Origin of the sequence: Bacillus sp. FF-1 (assembly GCF_028548245.1) — a bacterium.
Classification (GTDB): domain Bacteria; phylum Bacillota; class Bacilli; order Bacillales; family Bacillaceae_G; genus Bacillus_A; species Bacillus_A paranthracis.
This window is the reverse complement of sequence record NZ_JAQQGG010000002.1, coordinates 663,457-683,843: the sequence shown is the minus strand read 5'-3', so window position 1 is coordinate 683,843 and position 20,387 is coordinate 663,457. Positions and strand designations below refer to the sequence as shown.

The following is a 20,387-nucleotide window of genomic DNA, read 5'->3' as shown; positions in this document are numbered from 1 at the left end:
AATAACTACATACTTTCTTCACTCAATTTTATACACTTCAAGTAAGAGGTGAAGCGAGATGAATGGTCTTATTTTTACAACAATGATTAGCTTTGGTTTACCGCTTATAGCACTTTTATATGCTTTTTGGAAGAAACGCTATATTCCATATATGTTAGGTATATTGGCTTTTGTTGTATCACAAATATTGATTCGCATACCAATGCTAAATTATTTAAATGGAACTAGCACAGATTTTCAAATGTTTTCTGTTATGCAGCCTATACTATTTGCAGTTTTGCTTAGTATATCAGCTGGAATTTTTGAAGAGATAGCTCGTTTTATCGCAATGCGTTATTTTATGAAGCAACGAGATTGGCAGTCTGGTTTTTTATTTGGAGCAGGGCATGGTGGTATTGAGGCGGTGTTGATAGTCGGTATCCCAGTAATATCCCTATTATTATCACAAACAGTCATTCAAAATGGTGACAGTTATTATCTCGGTGGTATTGAACGCATCTTTGCGATGGTATTGCATGTTGGGCTTTCTTTCATTGTATTGCAAGCTGTTGTCCAAAAGAAATTTCGTTATGTTGTATATGCAATTCTCATCCATGGGACTGTAAATGCATTAGCTGGCATTATATCGCTATATGTGCCAGGGAAAAGCGGGATTATTATGTCAGAAGTTTCAATAGCAATTTTTGCGTTACTCACTTTTAGTTATAGTTTCATTTTAAAAAGAAAGGGTGTATTCAAATGAGAAAAATGTTACTTATTATTATAAGTGCTATCGCGGTGTTTGTACTTGTAGCATGTACCGGTAATAAAGTAGATGAAAGTACGTCTAAAAAAATTATTTCAAAAGCGGAAGGAATTGTATCATTATTAAATGAGGCAAAATATAAAGAAGTGCATGAGAAATTTGATAGTAAAATGAAAGCTGGATTACCAGAAGAAAAAATGAAAGATCTTACACCTGTAATTGAGAAAGCTGGTACATTTGAAAAAATTGAAAAACAATCGATTGAAGAAAAAGATGGTTTATATACGGTTATTCTTGTAGCGAAGTACAGTAAAGAACAACGTACCTTTATTATTACTTATAATGACAAAGAAGAAATCGCAGGTTTATTTATTAAATAAAAAAGAGATACAGCGGAAGTTCCGCTGTATCTCTTTTTTTGTTTTAACCAAATTATGGTTATTTGTGCTACTATGAACTTATAGCTATATAGAAGGGGGGATTAGTATGAAAACTGAAATAGGTCCTAAAAAGAAGTACAGTATAATAAGCTACATATGTTTACTCATCGGCATTTTATGTTTTCTGTTCGTATTTATTACACCGACAAGGATAGCGAATGCAGGTAATATAGTGGGAGATTATGTTACAGTTGCCCTGACAGTTGCAGGTATCATACTTTCTGTCATTACAATGGCGAAAAAAACTGAGAAGAAGGGGATTGCTATTCTTTCGTTAATACTGTCCTCATCATTTTTTATATTTTGGATCATCGCAATTATTTTATTGTTTACTGGTCAAATTAGTTTTGCGCCGTAATGTGCAATAAAAAGAGTCCTTCTCGTATGAAGGACTCTTTTTATTCGCTTTCTTCTGGTTGATATTCTAAAATATCCCCAGGTTGGCATTCTAATGCTTTACAAATGGCTTCTAAAGTTGAAAAACGGACTGCTTTTGCTTTACCATTTTTCAAGATCGAAAGGTTAGCCATTGTAATTCCAACCTTCTCCGAAAGCTCTGTTACACTCATTTTTCTTTTCGCTAACATTACATCAATATTAATAATAATTGCCATTTTATTCACCTCAGACCGTTAAATCATTTTCTGATTTTATATCTATCGCATCTTTTAATAGTCTTTGGAGAACGGCAGCAAAGACCGCGATTACCATTGAAGCAAAAATTATAATCATTCCAATAACAATAATACCAGGGGCGTCATCTCTCTCTGCCACAAGATAGAAAAGTGGCATACCTAATACATATAATACACTAATGGCTAGTGCGCTGTACTTAATATTTTTTAAAGCTTTAACAGACAACTCTGAGAATGCGTTGTTTTTATCAATATAGTTTAAAAGTTTGAATGTTTGATACAGCGCAAAGTAATAAGGTATTGCTGTTGCGTATAAGTTGATAAATACAAGATATTTAATATATGCAATATCAGGATATAATTCTGCGGCGAAGTTTCCTATTTTAGGAACTAAAAAAATGCACATAGCAAGAACAGGGATACCCATTAGAATCACAGCTGTCTTTAGGAAGAGTGTTGATCCTTGTTTCATAAAAAGCACCTCATTTATTTAATATCTTATTAATTTACCACGAAATTTATTGTTAAACAATAAATTTTTATTTAATTCAATTGGGGATTTATTGTTTAACAAGTTAATAATGAAAAATCTTCTTTATAAGATAGATGAACTATACCGAGATGTAATGAATAAGAAAGTTCCTATTGTTAGCTTTAGAAAAATTGGGAACTAATAAAACATATGTAGGCAGTCAGAATTTTGTATGTAAATGAATGTGAAACTAATGGAGGCGCAATCATGTTTGTATTGGGTTTAAAGATGAAGAAGTTACTGTTAGTAGGAACGATAACACTAAGTATGTTATGTACTGAAAGTATGATGGATGATCATACGGTGGAAGCGAAAGTGAAAAAAGTAGAACAACAACCGAAAAATGTAATCATGATGGTTATGGACGGAACGAGTTCTTCAGCAACCACATTAGCTCGCTTGTATAAAGGGAAACCACTTGCATTAGATGAAATTGTAACAGGAGGAGTTCGTACATATTCGGCGGAATCAGCTATAACAGACTCAGCTCCAGCAGCTACAGCTTTAGCAACGGGGAATAAATCGAATTCAGGATATGTAGGGGTATTACCTACTATTGTGAGTTCACCTGGCCTAAAACCAATAAAAGAAGAGGACAAGTTACGGCCAGTTGCCAATGTTTTAGAAGGTGCCAAACGTACTGGTCGCGCTACTGGAATTGTTGCCACAGCTGAAATTCAGCATGCTACTCCTGCTGGATTCTCCGCTCATCATGTGAATCGTAAAAATTTTGAAGTGATCGCGGAGCAGCAAGTGTATCAAAATATAGATGTCGTATTAGGCGGGGGAAAAGCGGCACTTCTCCCTGTGAAAAGTAGTGGAATTCGAAAAGATGGTGAAGATTTAATAGAAGTAATTCAAAACAAAGGATACGAATTTGTGGAAACGAAAGAGGCATTATTGAAATCTAAATCTAATAAAATTTGGGGCTCTTTTTCACATAATGCCTTAGCGTTTGATATGGACCGAGAAGCAACAAATCCAAAGCAACCAACGCTTTCGCAAATGACGGAAAAAGCAATTGAAACGTTATCAAAAGATAAAGACGGATTCTTTTTATTTGTGGAGGGAAGCAAGCCAGACTGGGCAGCACATGTGAATGATCCAATTGGGATGATTAGTGATGTGTTAGCATTTGATCATGCAGTTGCAGAAGCATTAAGATTTGCAAAAAAAGATGGTAATACGATGCTAATCGCCGTAGCGGACCATGGTAATAGCGGTATTTCTATTGGCAATATGAATACGACAAAAGGTTATAATACTACGCCGGTCTCTGCATATATTGATCCATTGAAAAAAGCGAAAATGACACTTGAAGGGGCTATCAATAATTTGAAATCTGATCTATCCAATGTAGAAGAGGTAGCTAAATTATACGGGTTGGACAATTTAACTTATGATGAAAAAGAAAGGTTAAAAGTGGTTAAAAAGAAAATAGACGTAGGTCCAATTTTCACTACATTATTGGCTAACCGTGCGAACATAGGCTTTACAACAGGAGGTCATACTGGTGAGGATGTATTTTTATATTCATACGGCCCTCAAAAGCCAGTTGGTTTGATTCAAAACACGGACGTTGCAAAGACAATAGCGAAAGCGATGGGCTTTAACTTAGAAGAAGTAACAAACAAATTATTTGTAGAGAGTGAATTAGCTTTTAAGCAGAATGGTGCAACTGTAACAATAGATAAAACTGATGTAGCGAATCCTGTACTCATAGTAAAACATAATAATGTAACAGCTCAATTATTTGTTAACAAAAATATAATTCGTATTAAGAATAAAGATTATGAACTAGGAAGTGTTGTTGTAGAAAGCAATGGTAAGTTCTATGTACCAGAAGAAGCAAGTCGTTTATTCATAAAGCATTCTCGTTAAAAAAATGCCAATTCCTTAGCTACTACTTAGGAATTGGCATTTTTGTATAGATGAGATTTCACTCGAAAAAAAGAGGAAAGAGAACAACAAATTCTAGAGTGAACTTCCTGTGAATTTACCTATTTTATGTTTTTCATCCTAGAAAAAATATTTCTCAATATTTTAGCGCTTTAAAAAGATTGAATATTCGTATTATAACGAATATTATATTGCTATCGGCAAAAATCGATAATTTGCAGACACTGGGGAGGAAATACATTGAGAAAGAAAAAGAAATTAAAACCTTTAGCGGTATTAACAACAGCAGCAGTGCTAAGTAGTACGTTTGCTTTTGGAAGTCATGCAGCGTATGCTGATACGCCACCATCTCTACCAATTGATGAGCATTTAATACCAGAGGAACGCTTGGCAGAAGCGTTGAAGCAACGGGGAGTAATCGATCAATCTGCATCACAAGCTGAGACATCAAAGGCTGTCGAAAAATATGTTGAGAAAAAGAAAGGGGAAAACCCTGGAAAAGAAATCTTGACAGGAGATAATCTTACGCAAGAAGCTTCAGATTTTATGAAAAAAGTAAAAGATGCAAAAATGAAGGAAAATGAACAAGCGCAGCAGCCCGAAGTAGGACCAGTAGCTGGGCAAAGTGCAGGATTGAACCCAGGAAAATTAAATGGAAAAGTACCAACTACACCAGCGAAGCAAGCTGAGTACAATGGGGCTGTTCGAAAAGATAAAGTACTTGTATTACTCGTAGAATTTAGCGATTTTAAGCATAATAATATCGATCAAGAACCGGGGTATATGTATTCTAAGGACTTTAATCGTGAACATTATCAAAAAATGTTATTTGGTGATGAGCCATTTACGTTATTTGATGGATCGAAGATTAATACATTTAAACAATATTATGAAGAACAATCTGGCGGAAGCTACACAGTTGATGGAACTGTAACAGAATGGCTTACTGTTCCAGGAAAAGCGTCAGATTATGGTGCTGATGCGGGAACTGGTCATGACAACAAAGGTCCTTTAGGCCCAAAAGATTTTGTGAAAGAAGCATTGAAAGCAGCAGTAGCAAAAGGCATTAATTTAGCTGATTATGATCAATTTGATCAATACGATCAAGATGGTGATGGAAATAAAAATGAGCCAGATGGAATCATTGATCATTTAATGGTAGTACATGCAGGCGTGGGTCAAGAAGCTGGCGGTGGTAAATTGAAAGATGATGCGATTTGGTCTCATCGTTCAAAACTAGGATCGAAGCCATATGCGATTGATGGGACAAAATCTTCTGTTTCGAACTGGGGCGGAAAGATGGCAGCATACGATTATACAATCGAGCCTGAAGACGGAGCGGTTGGTGTGTTTGCACATGAGTATGGTCATGATTTAGGGTTGCCAGATGAATATGATACAAAGTATTCAGGACAAGGTGAACCAGTTGAATCATGGTCCCTAATGAGCGGCGGTAGCTGGGCTGGAAAAATTGCAGGTACAGAGCCAACAAGTTTCTCACCGCAAAATAAAGAGTTTTTCCAAAAAAATATGAAGGGGAACTGGGCGAATATTGTTGAGGTAGATTATGATAAACTTCGCACGGGAATAGGTACTGCAACGTATTTAGATCAAAGTGTGACAAAATCAAAACGACCAGGAATCATTCGTGTTAACTTGCCAGACAAAGATATAAAAAATATTGAGTCAGCATTTGGTAAGAAGTTTTATTACAGCACGAAAGGAAATGACATTCATACAACACTTGAGACACCAGTATTTGACTTAACGACTGCAACGGATGCCAAGTTCGATTATAAGGCATTTTACGAACTGGAAGCGAAGTATGATTTCCTTGACGTATATGCGATTGCAGAAGATGGAACGAAGACACGCATTGATCGAATGGGCGAAAAAGATGTAAAAGGCGGTATAGATACAACGGATGGTAAGTGGATTGATAAATCATATGATTTAAATCAATTCAAAGGAAAGAAAGTAAAACTGCAATTTGAGTATGTAACAGATATTGCAGTAACATATAAAGGATTTGCGTTAGACAATGCAGCATTAACTGTAGATGGAAAAGTTGTTTTCTCTGATGACGCAGAAGGCCAGCCAGCAATGACATTAAAAGGATTTACTGTGTCTAACGGATTTGAACAGAAGAAACATAACTACTATATCGAGTGGCGTAATTACGCTGGGTCTGATACTGCATTACAATATGCACGTGGTCCAGTATTTAATACAGGAATGGTTGTATGGTATGCGGATCAAAGCTTTACAGATAACTGGGTAGGCGTTCATCCAGGTGAAGGGTTCCTTGGAGTAGTAGATTCTCATCCAGAGGCACTCGTAGGAACATTAAACGGACAACCTACTGTGAAGAGCAGTACACGTTATCAAATTGCCGATGCGGCATTCTCATTTGATCAAACGCCAGCATGGAAAGTAAATTCACCAACTCGCGGTATCTTTGACTATAAAGGATTACCAGGAGTTGCAAAATTTGATGATTCTAAGCAATACATCAACAGCGTTATTCCAGATGCGGGACGTAAGTTACCTAAACTAGGATTGAAGTTTGAAGTAGTAGGTCAAGCTGAAGACAAGTCTGCAGGTGCAGTTTGGATCCATCGATAAAATGAAATGAAGAGGAGCTGCCATAAGCCGGTGAAACTGACTTATGGCAGCTCTTTTCTGCTTGTAAAAAGTTCTCGGTTTTAATTGTAAAGATTGGAAATGTATTTGATAAATAAAAGGCTCAATCTGTTCAATTATAGCGCTATTTTGAGCGTAAGTAATTTGTAAGTATTGAGTAAGAAAAAAGAGAATTTTATAGTATATAATAATATTTATTACATCTACTTTTAACACCTGATACTAATAGTATGCTATAATATGAATTAGCAACAAAAAGGAAAGGAATTAGTAAAATGACATTAGAAAATACTAAAAATTTAAAAAAACAAGTTGCTCCATATGAAAAATCAACAATTAAAAAAAGTGTGTGGCAACTTATTAACACAGTCATGCCATTTGTTGTTTTATGGTATCTCGCTTATAAAAGTTTGTCTGTTTCTTATCTGTTAGCATTAGTTCCATCTTTGTTAGCTGCTGGTTTTATGACGCGAATTTTCATAATTTTTCATGATTGTACCCATTATTCATTCTTTAAAAGTCGACGTGCAAATAGAATAGTAGGTACATGTATGGGTGTGTTAACGTTATTCCCATTTGATCAATGGGGGCATGAGCATGCGATTCATCACGCTACAAGTGGTAATCTAGATAAGCGAGGTACAGGAGATATTTGGACGCTTACAGTCGATGAATATGTAGCTGCACCATTTAGACTTCGTTTAGCATATCGTTTATATCGCAATCCATTCGTTATGTTTGGATTAGGTCCGATTTATGTTTTCTTGCTTAAAAATAGATTTAACCGAAAAGGTGCAAGACAGAAAGAACGTATGAATACGTATTTGACGAATATTATTATCGTTGCTGTAGTAGCTATACTTTGCTGGGCAATAGGATGGCAATCGTTTCTATTAGTACATGGTACGATATTCTTAATTGCAGGTTCAGTAGGGATTTGGCTGTTTTACGTACAGCACACTTTTGAGGATTCTTATTTTGAAGAGGATAAAGATTGGGAATATGTAAAAGCGGCAGTAGAAGGAAGTTCATTTTATAAACTTCCAAAAATCTTGCAATTCTTAACTGGTAATATTGGATTTCATCATGTTCACCATTTAAGTCCAAGAGTACCTAATTATAAGCTAGAAGAGGCACACAATAATACGCTTCCGTTAAAAAATGTACCAACAATTACACTTGCTACAAGCTTACAATCACTACGTTTCCGTCTTTGGGATGAGAAAAGTAACAATTTTGTTAGCTTTAAAGAAGTCAAAAATATAATTAAAAATAATGTTTCTGTCCGGGTGAAATCGGAATTATAATTTCATCGGCTATAAAACTCCCCTTAATGATTAACGATGTAAGGGGAGTTTTTGTTATATATAACGGATATTGAGGACGTGGAATACTCATATGTAGGTATAAATTCAAGAATATGATAATCATATTATGTAAACAAGATAAAACATCATTATTTTTTATTATTGTGAAGGATATCATACATATATAATGGAAAGCAGAAGGTGGATGAGAGTAATGATGAGAACAGAAACAACGTAATAAAATAATTCTTTCAAAAGGAAGGGGAAATGAAAGATGTTGAAATTACAAGGAAAATACAATGAAGCGAAAGTATTTACGAATAACGTTGATGAGACTGCGACAGGGCAGATTATTGATCTTTGTAACCAAGAATTTGTAAAGGATAGTCAAATTCGTATTATGCCAGATACACATGCGGGAGCAGGGTGTACGATTGGGACAACAATGACAATACAAGATAAAATCGTTCCTAATCTTGTAGGGGTAGACATTGGTTGTGGTATGGAAGTTGTTGTAATTGATAAGAAAAAAGAAGAAATTAATTTCGATTATTTAGACGAAACAATTCGTAAATTCGTTCCAAGTGGTTTTCGTATCCGAGATAAAGAACATCGATTCTCAAAAATGATTGATTTTGATGGTGTGAGAGCACCATTTACATTACAACGCGCTCAAAAAAGTATAGGTACTCTTGGAGGAGGGAATCATTTCATCGAACTAAATGAAGACGATAAAGGGAATGTATATATTGTCATTCATAGTGGTTCTCGTAATTTAGGAAAGCAAATAGCAGAGTATTATCAGAACTTCGCATATGAACAACTCATTGATGTTACATCAATGAAAGATGAGATTATTAAGAGATTAATGAAAGAGGGGAGAGAAAAAGAAATACAAGAAACTTTACGTGGAATAAGGAAGCCTAATATTCGAAAAGAATTAGCTTATTTAGAAGGACAGGGATTCAAAGATTATATGAATGACATGAATATTGCTCAAAAGTATGCTGCGTTAAATCGTAAAGCAATGATTGATGAAATTGTTACGAAAATGGACTGGAAAGTAACCGATCAATTTACTACAATACATAACTATATAGACATAGAAAATATGATTCTACGAAAAGGTGCTATTTCAGCTCAGAAAGATGAACGAGTCATTATTCCAATTAACATGAGAGATGGTTCAATTATTGCATTTGGTAAAGGTAATCCAGACTGGAATTTTTCTGGTCCGCATGGGGCAGGACGTATCATGAGTCGCAAGAAGGCTAAAGAATTATTGAGTCTAGAGGACTTCCATAATACGATGACAGAAGTTTGGACTACATCGGTAGCAGAGAGCACAATTGATGAGGCACCAATGGTATACAAGCCAATGAATGAAATTATCGAAAATACGAAAGAGACAATAGATATAAAGCATATTATTAAGCCATTATATAATTTTAAAGCGAATTAAAATGATAAAAGACCGCACATGAAGTGGAATCCATGTGCGATCTTTTAGATAAGCAGGGTATTACATCGTCTCGCTAATTTTAGTTTCACTATTAGTGTTAGTAGAAATTCTTTTCTTCACTTTAAAGTGATAGTACGTGTAGCAAAAGATGATAAATGGTACAGTGCAATAGATTCCTAGACGTTGTTCTGGGATAAAGATTAGACTGATTAATATAATGCCATACAATCCAAAACCAAGTATTGGTACAAGTGGATAAAGTGGCGTTTTGAACTTTAAGTCTTCTAATTTTCCGCCGTCTGCTACATAATGTTTACGGAAAAAGAATTGAGAGACACAAATTGACATCCAAACAATGATTGTTATAACTCCAGAAATGGAAATGAGCCATAAGTAAACCGTTTCAGCAGCTACAACGCTTGTTAAAAGAGAAAAAGCAGAAATAGCAATTGTCATAATTAAAGCATTCAAAGGTATTCCTCGTGATGATAATTTCTTTAAAAAGGCTGGAGCCATTTCATTTTTGGATAATGACCAAAGCATACGAGTTGCCGCGTATAGTCCTGAGTTTGCGACAGAAAGAACAGCAGTAAGAATAACAAAGTTCATAATATCAGCCGCATAGGGAATACCGATATTATCAAAAACGGCAACGAACGGGCTTTTTGTTAATCCTGCTTCTTCCCAAGGAATTAAAGCAACAAGAACAAAGATTGCTAAGACGAAGAAAAACATCGTACGCCATATAATATTTCTAATAGAACGAGGTAAAGTTTTTGCTGGATCTTCACTTTCACCTGCAGCGATTCCGACAAGTTCTGTACCCTGGAAGGAATAATTGACTGTAACCATTGTTAATAGAATAGCTGCAAGTCCATTTGGAAATAAACCACCATGATTCACGAAATTTGATAATAGCGGTGCTGGTTCGTCGCCTTTTAAATCAATAAAACCGAACATAGCGGCGCCACCAAGAATAATAAAAGCGATAATGGCAGATACTTTTATACTTGAAAACCAAAATTCTGTTTCTGCATAACTACGAGCAGATAATGCGTTAATCGTGAAGATTGTAACTCCAAATATTAAACACCAAACCCAAACAGGAATATCAGGAAACCAGCGCTGCATTGTAATGCCAGCAGTTGTAAATTCAAGGCCGGTCGTATTCGCCCAGCTTAACCAATACAACCATCCGATTGTAAAGCCAGTTGCAGGATTGATAAACTTAGTGGCATATTCCTGGAAAGACCCCGAAACAGGCATGGCTACAGCGAGTTCACCAAGACATAGCATAACGAAATACATTAATAATCCACCGGCCATAAAGGCAAGTACGGATCCACCAGGTCCAGCCTGACTTATAATAAAACCAGATCCGTTAAATAATCCCGTTCCAATCACGCCACCGAGTGCAATCATGAATAAGTGTCTACTTTTCATCGTACGTTTTAATTCATTGTTTGTATTATTTACTTGCGCCATTGTTTTCCTCACTTTCGTAGTTGATAGCATAAATTTTGATGTTTTTCCGTATTGTGGAATATATTCCGTGATGTGAAATCTTGTTATAATTTTCAGATAATTAAAAAGAAAAGTCAATATTTTTTTGTTTACGCTTTCAAATTATTGTTCGCAACATATTTTTATTTTTAGAAAATTAAATAAATAGATTGATTTCATTTCGAATGTTTGTTAAATTGATAGGTAATTGAGCGTGCTAACATATTACAAGTGAAGTAGAGGTGAGTTATGGTACAGTCCATTGATCGAGCGATAAGTATTATAAAGTTATTAAATTCTACTAATGAAAAAGAGTATTGGGCCATTTCTGATATAGCGGACAGAACACATCTCCCAGTTAGTACAGTACATAGATTACTTAACTCTCTAATCGAGCATGGGCTAGTTACACAAATTTCAGAGACGAAACAGTACAAAATTGGACCAATGTGGATGGAAATAGGATTACGACAATTGGAGAAGGTAGACTACAGATCAGTCGCAAGAGAAGTAATGAAACGATTGGCCTATGAAGTGGAAGAAAGTGTTTATTTGAACATTCCAAATGGAACACATTCTATTATTATTGAAAGAATGGATAGCCCTTTAAAAATTCGAGTTATTGATAACTTAGGGGAACAGATTCCTCTTTCAATTGGTGCTGCAAATAAAACGATGCTTGCCAATATGAAACAGAATGAAATGGAATATATTGTTGAGCAACTACTTTCTGCTTTACCAGAACAAAAGCAAATTCTTCTTGATCAAATAAAGCAAATAAGAAACGAAGGATATGCTGTCAGTTATGGAGAAAAAACAGAAGGGACAGCTTCAGTAGCTGCACCTATTATCGGATTTAATCATAAAGTAGTAGGAGCATTAAGTGTTGGGTTAATTAGTCATCGCATTAATGATGATCGACTATCTTTTCTTATTAGTAAGGTAAAACAAGCAGCACATGAAATATCAATAAAAATCGGCAGTACATCAGAACTATAATTTTGATAACTGTCGTCATTTTTTATTCATATACTGGAATTCATTTTCATAATGCGGAAAAATAGGGGGATTTATATGTCAAAGTGGCAATCAAAAGAACAATTGATTCAATTATTAAGCAGTCTTGTTGAAATTCCTAGTATTACAGGTACAGAAGCTGAAGTGATATTGCCAGACTTCGTTGTGGAACAATTATCTGATTTACAGTACTTCAAAGAAAATCCGCACCATTTGCAAAAAAATCCGACTGGGGACGGACGATATTTTGTTACAGCACTAGTAAAGAAAAGCGATCGTACAAAAAATACCGTAATTTTAGTAAGTCACTTTGATGTTGTAGATGTACAAGATTATGGAGTGTGGAAAGAAGATGCATTCAATCCTAAAAAGTTAACGTCTATGTTTTATTCTCATAAAGATGAGCTTCCAGACCATGTACGTGAAGATATAGAACATGGAGATTGGCTGTTTGGTAGAGGAACAATGGATATGAAATGCGGCCTCACGTTACAAATGGCAATGATTGAGCAAGCTTGTGAAGGAAGATTTGATGGGAATGTTCTTTTATTGGCTGTACCAGATGAAGAAGTAAACTCTGTAGGGATGAGAGCTGCTGTCCCAAGATTACTAGATTTAGCAAGAGAACATGATTTAGAGTATAAAACGGTACTAAATTCAGAGCCTATGTTTTCAAGGCACCCTGGTGATCAAAAGAAATATATTTATACTGGTTCTATTGGTAAAGTGTTACCTGGTTTTCTTTGCTACGGAAAAGAGACCCATGTAGGTGAACCTTTTGCAGGCTTAAATGGGAGTTATATGGCTTCATTAATAACAGCAGAATTAGAGTTGAATACAGACCTTTGTGATATTGTAGAAGGGGAAGCGAGTCCTCCGCCAACTAACTTACTTCAAAGGGACTTAAAGGAGGAGTATTCTGTACAAATTCCGCATCGCGCAGTCACATTATTTAATTTGTTTTTACTAGAAAAATCAATGACAGATGTCGTTTCATTGCTGCGTCAAAAAGTAACGAAAGTAGCAGAAAAAATAGAAGAGCAATATGAAAAGCAAGCATATCGTTTTTCTAAATATAATCCGTTTATACCGCCTAATATGAAGGTGAATGTATTAACGTATGAAGAGCTTATCACTTATGCAATTGAACAACATGGGCAAGAGAAAATAAATGAAATTCAATCTAGCATTATTAAAAATAGAGAAGGTAAAGATGATCGTGCGGTAACGATTGATTTAGTAGATAAACTAGCTATTTTATGTAAAGAAAAGGCGCCGATGATTGTGCTTTTCTTTGCTCCGCCATATTATCCAGCTGTAAGTTCACGCAACAACCAGTTAATTAAAGAGGTAGTTGGAGAGATGGAAAAGTATGCACACTTCAATCATAATATTTCATTTGAAAACCAAAACTATTTTGGAGGAATTTCAGATTTAAGCTACGTGGGCTTACAAAATCCATTACATTCAATGAGTTCACTTGTAGACAATATGCCATTATGGGATAAAGGTTACTCAATTCCACTTCAGGAACTAGAAGAATTTGATGTTCCAGTATTAAATATGGGGCCGGTAGGAAAAGATGCACATCAATGGACAGAACGTCTAGATGTAAATTACGCATTTGAAACGCTATTAGATATGTTACCGATTTGCATTGAAAAATTACTTGTTTCTAATAAAATTACACAAGTATAGTAGGGAAGGGAAAAGGTAAATTATTTTAATATAATTAATAGCTAAAACGGCCAAACTCAAGTAAATTCGAGTTTGGCCGTTTATCATGTAGTGCATTTCTAATTAAATTCATAACTAATGTGATCTCTTTTATAGTTTTACTTTTTCGTTTGACCAGATAGTTCAACAGACTTTTGTGTACAACGTTGCATAGCTGAAATGATAGCTGTTCGTAAACCTTTTTCCTCTAATGTAGCTACAGCTTCTATCGTTGTTCCCCCAGGAGAACAAACCATATCTTTCAATTCACCAGGATGTATGCCTGTTTCTAGTACCATCTTTGCAGATCCTAATACAGCTTGAGCTGCGAATTTATATGCTTGATTTCTTGGCATACCATCTAGTACAGCAGCATCTGCCATCGCTTCTATTATCATATATACGTATGCTGGTGAAGAGCCACTTACAGATGTTACAACATCCATTAACTTTTCACTTACAATCTCTGATTGACCAAAACTATTGAAAATGTTTAGCACATCTTCTAAATCTTTTTCTGTCACCATTTCATTCGGACATAATGCTGACATTCCTTCTCCAACAAGAGCAGGAGTATTAGGCATTACTCGTACAACTTTTATTTTTTTATTAAAGGCATTTTCAGTACTTTCAATACTTTTACCAGCAGCGATCGTAACGATGATAGCATCGTTTTTTATTACTTCTTTAATTTCGTTAATTACTAATGAGTATAAGTCTGGTTTAATTGATAAAATTAAAATATCAGCATTTTTAGCGACTTCATTGTTGTCAGTAGTTATAGTTATTCCGTACTTTGTACTAGCATTTTCTAAATTCGTTGTGTTTAAATCTGAACACATGATTTTATTTGAAGACACTATCTTTTTGTTTAGCATCCCGCCAATTATAGCCATCCCCATATTTCCGCATCCGATGAATCCAATTTGTTTATCCATAATAATTCAATCTTGCTCCTTTTTAATAAATTATATCATTTCGAAAGTGTTATCTTAATATAACAATAACATCTCTGTGCAATATAAAGAAACATTCTAAGAGAATATATTCCTTTTTGCAACATGAAAAGATAAAAATTAATTATATTCGACATTTTGTAAATGTATACACTATAATGTAAGGTTTATGTTTATAAATATGAGTTGAACTTATATTGATTTGTATTTTCATTCAGTAGGGCAATAACTTCATACAAGTAACTCGCAGCTCTATGTATTTTTAAAAATACCTCTTGACACTAAATCGAACTATATCGCATAATATAAAAAAATTAAACCGAAAATCGTTGAAGGGAAATAGTACATATGTCTTCTTGCGAAAGAGAGTGGAATTCACCGGCTGAAAGATTCCTCGTATAGAATATATCGAACCTATCCCTGAGTCTTAAATGAAAGTTTAGGCGTTCGCCTGCGTTATAGGCACCAAGTGGATATCTATGTATATCAATTAAGGTGGTACCGCGGAACAATGACCGTTTCGTCCTTTTTATTTTATGAAGGGCGAAGCGGTCATTTTTATTTTGCTCTTAAATAGGCTACGTGCAGCACTCATAAGAATAGAAATCGCTGCAAGCTGTATGAATAGAAATGTAATGTATAAAAAACTTTGATTTTAGACTTGGGGGATAAAAAAGTGAAGAAACAGCGAATAGTTGTAAAGATTGGGAGCAGTTCTTTGGCGGATAGTCATGGAGGCATTTCTAAAGAACAACTTTCAGATCATGTTGCCGCATTAGCTCGATTGAAAGAGGAAGGGCATGAAGTGTTGTTAATTACATCTGGGGCCGTTGCTGCAGGTTTTTCTGCTCTAGGATACCCTAGCAGACCTGTAACAATTAAAGGGAAACAGGCTGCAGCGGCAGTCGGACAAAGTTTGTTAATGCAGGCGTACACGGAGGAATTCCGTAAATATGGTATTGTTACTGCGCAACTTTTGCTGACGAGAAGTGATTTTTCTAGAAAAGAACAATATAGTAACGCATACGCTACGTTAGGAGAGTTACTAAACCGTTCTGCTCTTCCAATCATTAATGAAAATGATTCCATCTCTTTAGAGGAGTTAACGTTCGGTGATAATGATATGCTGTCAGCTTTAGTAAGCGGACTTGTTTCGGCAGATATGCTGATGATTTTTACAGATGTGAACGGTTTATATGATAAAAATCCTCAAAAAAATGAGGATGCGAAAAAATATTATTTCCTTCCTGAAGTTACAGAAGAAATCGCTTCTCTTGCTGGAGATGCTGGCTCAAAACTTGGGACTGGTGGTATGAAATCAAAAATCGATGCTGCAAAGACAGCACTCTCTCTTGGAGTAAGTGTATTTATCGGAACAGGACGTGGACAAGAGAAATTTGTTGATGTTTTAAAGGGGAAAGGTGACGGGACGTATGTCGGAAATGCCCCTCAAAAAGAAATGAAGATGAACAAGCAATGGATTGCCTTGCATTCGGTTGTTAGCGGACAAATTGAAATAGACGCTGGAGCAACTACAGCTATCATTCAGCATGGCAAGAGTCTTCTTCCTGCGGGTGTTACAAATGTGTCAGGATTTTTCAAAGTTGGCGATGTTGTAGAAGTCATGACGCAACAAGGGCGCGTAATTGGAAAAGGACAATGCACATATAGCGCAGAGGAATTAAGAGAGATAAAAGGTATGCAAAGCCAACATATTCAAGCAAGAGGCGAAAGGCATAGTTATGAAGTCATCCATAGAGATCATTGGGTTTCACTTTAAGAAGAGGGATCAAAAAGGAGGAAATAAAAATGAATGAAGTGTTAGTAAAGGGAAAAAAAGCGAAAGAAATCGCTGGAGAACTTGTGCTTAAAAATACGGATCAAAAAAACGAAGCACTTGCTGCAATTGCAAATCAATTAATAAGTGAAACAGCTTATATTTTAGAGGAAAACAAACGCGATATAGAAGAAGGTAAGGCAAAAGGATTTTCGGATTCACTCCTTGATCGTCTTATGCTAACTGAAAATCGTATTATTGATATGACAGAGGGGATTAAGCAGCTAATTGAATTACGTGATCCTGTAGGAGAATGTGTAAGTGCATGGGAAAGGCCAAATGGACTATCTATTCAGGAAATGCGTGTACCACTTGGTGTTGTTGGGATGATTTACGAGGCAAGACCGAATGTAACAGTGGATGCTGCTACTATTTGTTTGAAGACAGGAAACGCAGTCATATTACGTGGTAGTTCTTCTGCTATTCATTCTAATAAAGCCATTGTTGCCGTTATTCACAGAGCGCTCAAACAAACAAGCTTACCAGAAGAAAGTGTACAGCTTATAGAAGATACAACGCGAGATAGCGCGAAGCAGTTATTTACAATGAATGATTATTTAGACGTTCTTATTCCAAGAGGTGGCAAACAATTAATCGATACTGTTGTGAGGGAAGCGTCTGTTCCAGTACTTGAAACAGGTGCGGGGAATTGTCATATTTTCATTGATGAAACAGCGGGTAAACAAATGGCATTTGATATTATTATAAATGCAAAAACGCAGCGTCCATCTGTATGTAATGCGATTGAAACGATTGTACTTCATGAGAAGTGGGCAGAGCAATATGGTAGCGAGTTGTTTTCTTCTTTGAAGGCAAGAGGCGTGGAGCTACGTGGTGATCAAAAAGCATTGGCAATTGATTCATCAATTGTACTTGCTTCAGAAGAAGACTGGGGGACAGAATTTTTATCTCTCACGCTAGCAGTTAAATTAGTTTCTTCTATAGAAGAAGCGATTCACCACATAAATACGTATGGATCTATGCATTCTGAAGCGATTATTTCAGAAAACGAGGAAAACGTCAGCAAATTTTTCGTATCTGTTGATGCTGCTGCGCTGTATCACAATGCATCAACTCGTTTTACTGATGGATCTGAATTCGGATTCGGAGCTGAGATTGGCATCAGTACACAAAAGCTACACGTAAGGGGACCAATGGGACTTCCTGCATTAACTTCCACAAAATACGTCATTCGTGGAAATGGACAAATTCGAAAATAAAAATAAAAGACACTCAATTCGTTTGGGTGTCTTTTATTTTAAAAATTATTTACCATACAAAAAGCCCAACAAGCATAGCGCTTAATAAGGAAACAGCCATTCCGCTCACAAGAAGCTTCCAAACATTTTTCCCGATGACTGATGATTTTTCGCCGCCAAATAATGAATTGTAAGTTCCATAAATCATACCTACTGTACTAAAGTTAGCAAAAGAAGCTAGAAATGTTGTGGCAACCGCAACCGTATGCGGTTGTAAAGACTTTAAGTTTGATTTTAAATCCATCATTGCAACAAATTCATTCGTCGTTATTTTGATCCCCATTAGTTCAGCTACATACATGGCATCACTGCCCGATAAACCGAGTAAAAAAGCGAAAGGACTAAAGATAATAGAGAAGATTTTTTGAATTGTTAAACCCGTTACAAAAAATCCTAAAATCCCATTTAAACATGCTGTTAAAGCTACATATCCAATTACCATAGCTAAAATAACGATAACCATATTCATCCCGACTAACATACTGTTGGAAATAGTAGAAAAGAAATCCTTTTTTTCATGTTTGGAAGGTGAATAAACAACATCTTCTTCTTTCGAAACTTCCACAGGATTTAATACATTGGCTAAAATTAATGCGTTAATACAGTTTAATGGGATTGCGCTGAAAATATATGTTGCTGGAACCATTGATAAATAAGCACCAAGAATGGATCCGCTGACGCTACTCATACTCATAATTCCAAAAGTCAGCAGACGATTTTCTTTTAAAACAGATAATTGATCCCGAACAACAGCAAGCGCTTCGGTGTTCCCTAAAAACATCATTTGAATCGAAAAGAAGCTTTCTAACTTTGGTAAACGAGAAATCTTTGAAATAATTGCACCAACTTTATCAATAATCCAAGTTAAGATTCCAAAGTAAGAAAGAATATCAAAGAACGTGATAACAAAAATGATAGGAAGTAATGCGCTAAAGAAGAAATCAATTGTTTGATTTTCCATAGCAGAAGGAAATGCAAATCGAATTCCTTCATTCGCACATGCCAGTAGCCAACTGAAAAATGAAGCAATTTTATTAATGATAATACTGCCTAGCTTTGTGCCTAACATAAACCACGTAATAAAAAGCTCCAATATGATGAGAATTACAATTGGTCTCCATTTTATATGTTTTTTATTAGGCGAACATAAGTAAACAATTAATATGACAACGAAAATCCCTAACATATTCAATATGAAATACATGTCAACAACTCCTTGAGGCTTATTATTTGTATATAAAAAAGCTCCTATTCTCCTTAATTTAGAATGAATGTATTTCAACTAAAATTTTGTTGATTCTAAAAATATAGAAGGTAAAATTCGATAAAAATAGAATTTAATATATAGCAAACAAGGAGGGATAAAAATGGAGGTCTATCACATAACGAGTAGAAAGAGGGAAACTTATAACGTTCAAGTGAAATATTCGATACTTTTCGAATGTGCTCTTGGAATTGCAGCAATTACTCATAAGAGGTTAATTGATACACTTGAAAAGAGTCAAAATGAATGGGAAGAAATTAAGAAATCATTAACAGAAGAAATGAGAGAGCATTTACAATTTGTCAAAGAAAATAATACGTGGAAAGCATTGCTTCAGTTGTTGTATGAAGAAGATTTTCACGATGTATCGCAGTTTCACGCTAAAATTGATTCACTTTCAGAAGAAGATTTGAAGTATATATGTTTACCGTTTTTAGGAGAGAAGTACCAAGAAAAAAGAATTTTAGCGGCAAGTGGAAACGTAACTGCAATACATGAACTAATGGAACTGACACAAGAACATCAGTTTTTCTCTACTTATATTCGTTTTATATGCGATGTTGATGTACAAGTGCTAAAATCCCATTTAATTGCTGTTATGACAGGATGGTATGAGAGCGTTATTCAGAAAGAGGAAGAAGAAATACTTTCTATATTAAAACGAGATTATGAAGCAAAGAGTGAAATGAATAAAAAGATGAAACCAGAAGAGTTTGTCGAGTGGGCTACAGGTGGCGTTCATTATATGCCAGAACCAAGTGTTCATCACGTGCTTCTTATCCCGCAAATAACGTACAGACCGTGGAATATTGAGGCGGATGTTGAAGATACGAAAGTATTTCATTATCCAGTTGCAAACGAAAGTATCCATCCTGAAGATCCATATGAACCGAACTATTTTTTAGTTCAAAAACATAAAGCTCTTGGAGATGAAGCGAGGTTACGCATTGTAAAAATGTTGTTCGAAAAAGAACGAACATTGCAGGAAATTACAGAAAGATTGCAACTTGGTAAATCGACTGTACACCACCATTTGAAATTGTTACGTGCAGCGAAGTTAGTGGATATACATGATGGGAAATATGTATTAAGAAAGAAAGCAGTACAATCGTTAGCGAAAGAATTAGATGCGTTTTTAAATAGATAATATACAACAAGAATGTACATAAAGG

Annotated in this window: 17 protein-coding genes and 1 other annotated feature; of the genes, 12 read left to right on the top strand and 5 right to left on the bottom strand. The window is 35.4% G+C overall.

Annotated elements, in window-relative coordinates; translation table 11 throughout:
* The first annotated feature begins 58 nt into the window (after window positions 1–58).
* The 3 genes from PQF83_RS08995 (at window position 59) to PQF83_RS08985 (ending at window position 1,543) form a co-directional block, all read left to right on the top strand.
* Window positions 59–742 (top strand): YhfC family intramembrane metalloprotease, encoded by a 684-nt coding sequence (locus PQF83_RS08995; RefSeq protein ID WP_001013699.1) that lies wholly within the window; start codon window positions 59–61, stop codon window positions 740–742.
* Entirely contained in the window at window positions 739–1,125 is a 387-nt protein-coding gene (locus PQF83_RS08990; protein ID WP_001230588.1) for a DUF3887 domain-containing protein, read from the top strand. Before PQF83_RS08995 ends, PQF83_RS08990 begins: the two co-directional genes overlap by 4 nt.
* Before the next feature lie 106 nt (window positions 1,126–1,231).
* Complete coding sequence (locus PQF83_RS08985; protein WP_000845529.1) at window positions 1,232–1,543, top strand: hypothetical protein; 312 nt, start codon at window positions 1,232–1,234, stop codon at window positions 1,541–1,543.
* A gap of 40 nt (window positions 1,544–1,583) precedes the next feature.
* Here PQF83_RS08985 and PQF83_RS08980 read toward each other — a convergent pair whose 3' ends face one another.
* Window positions 1,584–1,799: a helix-turn-helix domain-containing protein gene (locus PQF83_RS08980; protein ID WP_000974621.1), complete on the bottom strand. Its 216-nt coding sequence runs from the start codon at window positions 1,797–1,799 to the stop codon at window positions 1,584–1,586.
* Between the two features lie 10 nt (window positions 1,800–1,809).
* Complete coding sequence (locus PQF83_RS08975) at window positions 1,810–2,292, bottom strand: DUF2975 domain-containing protein (protein WP_000809098.1); 483 nt, start codon at window positions 2,290–2,292, stop codon at window positions 1,810–1,812.
* A gap of 267 nt (window positions 2,293–2,559) precedes the next feature.
* On the opposite strand from PQF83_RS08975, the gene PQF83_RS08970 reads away from it, so the two are divergent.
* The 4 genes from PQF83_RS08970 (at window position 2,560) to PQF83_RS08955 (ending at window position 9,663) form a co-directional block, all read left to right on the top strand.
* A complete protein-coding gene (locus tag PQF83_RS08970; protein ID WP_000497796.1) occupies window positions 2,560–4,233 on the top strand; it encodes an alkaline phosphatase in 1,674 nt (557 codons plus the stop codon).
* A gap of 258 nt (window positions 4,234–4,491) precedes the next feature.
* The gene (locus tag PQF83_RS08965; protein WP_001227689.1) at window positions 4,492–6,876 is read left to right on the top strand and encodes an immune inhibitor A domain-containing protein; all 2,385 of its coding nucleotides are present in this window, start codon (window positions 4,492–4,494) and stop codon (window positions 6,874–6,876) included.
* 293 nt (window positions 6,877–7,169) lie between these two features.
* Entirely contained in the window at window positions 7,170–8,201 is a 1,032-nt protein-coding gene (locus PQF83_RS08960; RefSeq protein WP_000171510.1) for a fatty acid desaturase, read from the top strand.
* Between the two features lie 274 nt (window positions 8,202–8,475).
* Window positions 8,476–9,663 (top strand): RtcB family protein, encoded by a 1,188-nt coding sequence (locus tag PQF83_RS08955; RefSeq protein ID WP_000916224.1) that lies wholly within the window; start codon window positions 8,476–8,478, stop codon window positions 9,661–9,663.
* A 60-nt stretch (window positions 9,664–9,723) separates the two neighbouring features.
* On the opposite strand, the gene PQF83_RS08950 is transcribed toward PQF83_RS08955, so the two are convergent.
* Window positions 9,724–11,148 (bottom strand): amino acid permease, encoded by a 1,425-nt coding sequence (locus tag PQF83_RS08950; RefSeq protein ID WP_000079971.1) that lies wholly within the window; start codon window positions 11,146–11,148, stop codon window positions 9,724–9,726.
* A gap of 267 nt (window positions 11,149–11,415) precedes the next feature.
* Here PQF83_RS08950 and PQF83_RS08945 point away from each other — a divergent pair, with 267 nt between their 5' ends.
* Entirely contained in the window at window positions 11,416–12,165 is a 750-nt protein-coding gene (locus tag PQF83_RS08945; RefSeq protein ID WP_000250772.1) for an IclR family transcriptional regulator, read from the top strand.
* Between the two features lie 75 nt (window positions 12,166–12,240).
* Window positions 12,241–13,881, top strand: coding sequence for a M20/M25/M40 family metallo-hydrolase (locus PQF83_RS08940; RefSeq protein ID WP_000049552.1), 1,641 nt, complete (start codon window positions 12,241–12,243; stop codon window positions 13,879–13,881).
* A gap of 137 nt (window positions 13,882–14,018) precedes the next feature.
* On the opposite strand, the gene proC is transcribed toward PQF83_RS08940, so the two are convergent.
* On the bottom strand, window positions 14,019–14,837 hold the full coding sequence (gene proC, locus PQF83_RS08935) for a pyrroline-5-carboxylate reductase (protein WP_000360709.1): 819 nt from the start codon (window positions 14,835–14,837) through the stop codon (window positions 14,019–14,021).
* A gap of 338 nt (window positions 14,838–15,175) precedes the next feature.
* Window positions 15,176–15,386, top strand: a binding site (T-box leader).
* A gap of 145 nt (window positions 15,387–15,531) precedes the next feature.
* Between proC and proB the strand changes: the two genes are divergently transcribed.
* Entirely contained in the window at window positions 15,532–16,635 is a 1,104-nt protein-coding gene (gene proB / locus PQF83_RS08930; protein WP_000744725.1) for a glutamate 5-kinase, read from the top strand.
* A gap of 29 nt (window positions 16,636–16,664) precedes the next feature.
* Entirely contained in the window at window positions 16,665–17,912 is a 1,248-nt protein-coding gene (proA, locus tag PQF83_RS08925) for a gamma-glutamyl phosphate reductase (RefSeq protein ID WP_001006729.1), read from the top strand.
* Between the two features lie 49 nt (window positions 17,913–17,961).
* Here the strand turns inward: proA and PQF83_RS08920 are convergent, their stop codons facing one another.
* Complete coding sequence (locus PQF83_RS08920) at window positions 17,962–19,155, bottom strand: NupC/NupG family nucleoside CNT transporter (RefSeq protein WP_000273608.1); 1,194 nt, start codon at window positions 19,153–19,155, stop codon at window positions 17,962–17,964.
* Between the two features lie 163 nt (window positions 19,156–19,318).
* On the opposite strand from PQF83_RS08920, the gene PQF83_RS08915 reads away from it, so the two are divergent.
* Entirely contained in the window at window positions 19,319–20,362 is a 1,044-nt protein-coding gene (locus PQF83_RS08915) for an ArsR/SmtB family transcription factor (protein WP_000454568.1), read from the top strand.
* Window positions 20,363–20,387 lie beyond the last annotated feature (25 nt).

What these genes read in the sequence shown, in the direction of transcription:
- PQF83_RS08915 (WP_000454568.1), top strand. Translation starts at nt 19,319, where the DNA reads ATGGAGGTCTATCACATAACGAGTAGAAAGAGGGAAACTTATAACGTT.
- PQF83_RS08945 (WP_000250772.1), top strand. Translation starts at nt 11,416, where the DNA reads ATGGTACAGTCCATTGATCGAGCGATAAGTATTATAAAGTTATTAAAT.
- PQF83_RS08975 (WP_000809098.1), bottom strand. Translation starts at nt 2,292, where the DNA reads ATGAAACAAGGATCAACACTCTTCCTAAAGACAGCTGTGATTCTAATG.
- PQF83_RS08960 (WP_000171510.1), top strand. Translation starts at nt 7,170, where the DNA reads ATGACATTAGAAAATACTAAAAATTTAAAAAAACAAGTTGCTCCATAT.
- PQF83_RS08990 (WP_001230588.1), top strand. Translation starts at nt 739, where the DNA reads ATGAGAAAAATGTTACTTATTATTATAAGTGCTATCGCGGTGTTTGTA.
- PQF83_RS08980 (WP_000974621.1), bottom strand. Translation starts at nt 1,799, where the DNA reads ATGGCAATTATTATTAATATTGATGTAATGTTAGCGAAAAGAAAAATG.
- proA (WP_001006729.1), top strand. Translation starts at nt 16,665, where the DNA reads ATGAATGAAGTGTTAGTAAAGGGAAAAAAAGCGAAAGAAATCGCTGGA.
- PQF83_RS08940 (WP_000049552.1), top strand. Translation starts at nt 12,241, where the DNA reads ATGTCAAAGTGGCAATCAAAAGAACAATTGATTCAATTATTAAGCAGT.
- PQF83_RS08985 (WP_000845529.1), top strand. Translation starts at nt 1,232, where the DNA reads ATGAAAACTGAAATAGGTCCTAAAAAGAAGTACAGTATAATAAGCTAC.
- proC (WP_000360709.1), bottom strand. Translation starts at nt 14,837, where the DNA reads ATGGATAAACAAATTGGATTCATCGGATGCGGAAATATGGGGATGGCT.
- PQF83_RS08955 (WP_000916224.1), top strand. Translation starts at nt 8,476, where the DNA reads ATGTTGAAATTACAAGGAAAATACAATGAAGCGAAAGTATTTACGAAT.
- PQF83_RS08970 (WP_000497796.1), top strand. Translation starts at nt 2,560, where the DNA reads ATGTTTGTATTGGGTTTAAAGATGAAGAAGTTACTGTTAGTAGGAACG.
- PQF83_RS08920 (WP_000273608.1), bottom strand. Translation starts at nt 19,155, where the DNA reads ATGTATTTCATATTGAATATGTTAGGGATTTTCGTTGTCATATTAATT.
- PQF83_RS08995 (WP_001013699.1), top strand. Translation starts at nt 59, where the DNA reads ATGAATGGTCTTATTTTTACAACAATGATTAGCTTTGGTTTACCGCTT.
- PQF83_RS08950 (WP_000079971.1), bottom strand. Translation starts at nt 11,148, where the DNA reads ATGGCGCAAGTAAATAATACAAACAATGAATTAAAACGTACGATGAAA.